This window comes from Aeromonas sp. HMWF014, assembly GCF_963878295.1.
GTDB classification, from domain to species: domain Bacteria; phylum Pseudomonadota; class Gammaproteobacteria; order Enterobacterales; family Aeromonadaceae; genus Aeromonas; species Aeromonas popoffii.
Genome location: NZ_CAWNYS010000482.1, coordinates 1 through 1,785, shown reverse-complemented (window position 1 = coordinate 1,785; position 1,785 = coordinate 1). Strand labels below are relative to the sequence as shown.

4 protein-coding genes are annotated in these 1,785 nt (G+C 53.6%); all 4 read left to right on the top strand.

Going from position 1 to position 1,785, the window contains the following annotated elements; all coding sequences use genetic code 11:
- A partial coding sequence (locus AAC083_RS18690; protein WP_308811022.1) for a type IV conjugative transfer system pilin TraA occupies positions 1-174 on the top strand: 174 nt, incomplete at its 5' end.
- A gap of 12 nt (positions 175-186) precedes the next feature.
- Positions 187-492 (top strand): type IV conjugative transfer system protein TraL, encoded by a 306-nt coding sequence (gene traL, locus AAC083_RS18685; protein WP_108537403.1) that lies wholly within the window; start codon positions 187-189, stop codon positions 490-492.
- Between the two features lie 2 nt (positions 493-494).
- The gene (gene traE / locus AAC083_RS18680; protein WP_108537402.1) at positions 495-1,061 is read left to right on the top strand and encodes a type IV conjugative transfer system protein TraE; all 567 of its coding nucleotides are present in this window, start codon (positions 495-497) and stop codon (positions 1,059-1,061) included.
- A partial coding sequence (traK, locus tag AAC083_RS18675; RefSeq protein ID WP_108537404.1) for a type-F conjugative transfer system secretin TraK occupies positions 1,048-1,785 on the top strand: 738 nt, incomplete at its 3' end. The genes traE and traK, both read left to right, overlap by 14 nt.

Below are 1,785 nucleotides of genomic sequence, written 5' to 3'. Positions count from 1 at the left end.
GGAAAGCAAACTGTCGATGACACCTTCGGTCAAAACTCGACCTTGGCAAAGTGGATCATCATTGGTGAAATCCTGGTTGGGGTTTTCATGTATATCAAAACCAAAAACCTCATGCTCCTGGCCGGTGTTGCTGTCGTTATTGTGTTCCTCAACGTCGCGTTCGGTCTGATTTAAAAGGAGCTAATAATGGATTCGGACAATCTCGATAGATACCGGTTTCCGAAAACATTGAGTGAGCAGCCACGCCTGCTCGGCTTGCCATATGATGAGGCTATTCCGTCTATCCCCCCACTCCTGTGGGGGGTATATGTTGGCAACTCACTCTTTGGTCTAGGCGCGGCGGTGCTTATCTGGCTTGTCATTAAAACTGTCAAACGAGGGCGCGGGTCTATGTGGTTATATAACCTGCTCTATTGGCATCTCCCGACCGCCCTCTTTCGCATCGCGTTCAAAGTGATACCAGACTCCAGTTTTCGGCAATGGATTAAATAAACATGGAATTAACCGCCAGAGACTCCACCAATAAGGTGGTCGCTATTGTCGTGCTCGTTTTGCTCGTGATGTTAGCCCTGAGTCTCGTCTCCAATATTATTTTGGGCCTACAGAACAGGCATCTCACGTCCACTCGGGAGACCATTGTTACACCAATGGCCTACGATGCACCGTTTGCTATTTCCGAGGCAAATAGCAGTCCCTCACATATGCAGATGATGGCGCTCAGTTTTATGGCGCTTCGTTTGAACATCTCCCCAGAGACCGTTGATACCCAACATCAGTTCTTATTGGGGTACGTCAAACCCGGTGCCCAGCCGGATTTTAAGGTGGTACTCGCACAAGAGGCTCAGCGCATAAAACAAAACGAGGTCAATAGCGCCTTTTATCAAACCCAGCTCCAGGTCTTTCCCGCTGACAACCGCATCGACATTCGTGGTGTTCTGAAGACCTGGATTGGGAATGGCCAACCAGAAACCGACCTCAAGCATTACTCCCTGGTGCTCGCCTATCAAAACGGCCTCACCAGCATCGTCAAATTTCTGGAGGTAAACGATGACAAACAGTAACGCTAGGTGGCCCCTGACCCGCGTCACCCACATGGTGTGCCTGACTTTGAGCCTCTCTGCTGCCCACGTGCAGGCATCAGCGGTCACCCTCACATTTGCTCACAGTGACCAGCTCAATCTCACCATCAGCAATACCAATCCCAATATGATTGTTGTGCCCGGTGATCGCGTCGTGAATATCAGCAGTGCGGCTGGCATGCTGACCGACAAGAAGAACACCAAGGCCGGCGCGGTGTTCTTCTCATCCCCTAGCGACAACAGCAAGCCCTTCACTTTCTTTGTCGAAACCGAGCTCGGCCAGGTGTTCTCTGTCAACGCAGCCCCCCGCAAAGGGGAGGGGCGCAGCTATCGTCTGTTGCCAGAAACCCAGACCGCCAGGCCGCTCGCCAAAGCCTGGGAGAGTGCCCAACCCTATGAGTCCATGCTCATCGACCTCAACCGCGCCCTTATGCAAGGCGTTATGCCCGAGGGCTATGCCCCCACCACCATCGACAAGGAACGTCCTCTTTCTGCCTCCGGCCTCTACGCCACCGCTGACGCTGCCTGGGTTGGCAACGCACTGCGGGTGGTGCGCTACAAGTTGGCCAACCCGCTCTCTACCCCCGTAGTCCTACGTGAACAGGAATTTTGGCAACCTGGCACCCGCGCCGTGATGGTCAATCCCCGATACAACCGCCTCATTGGCGGAGCCTCCACCTATCTCTATGTCACCCGCACCCAGGAG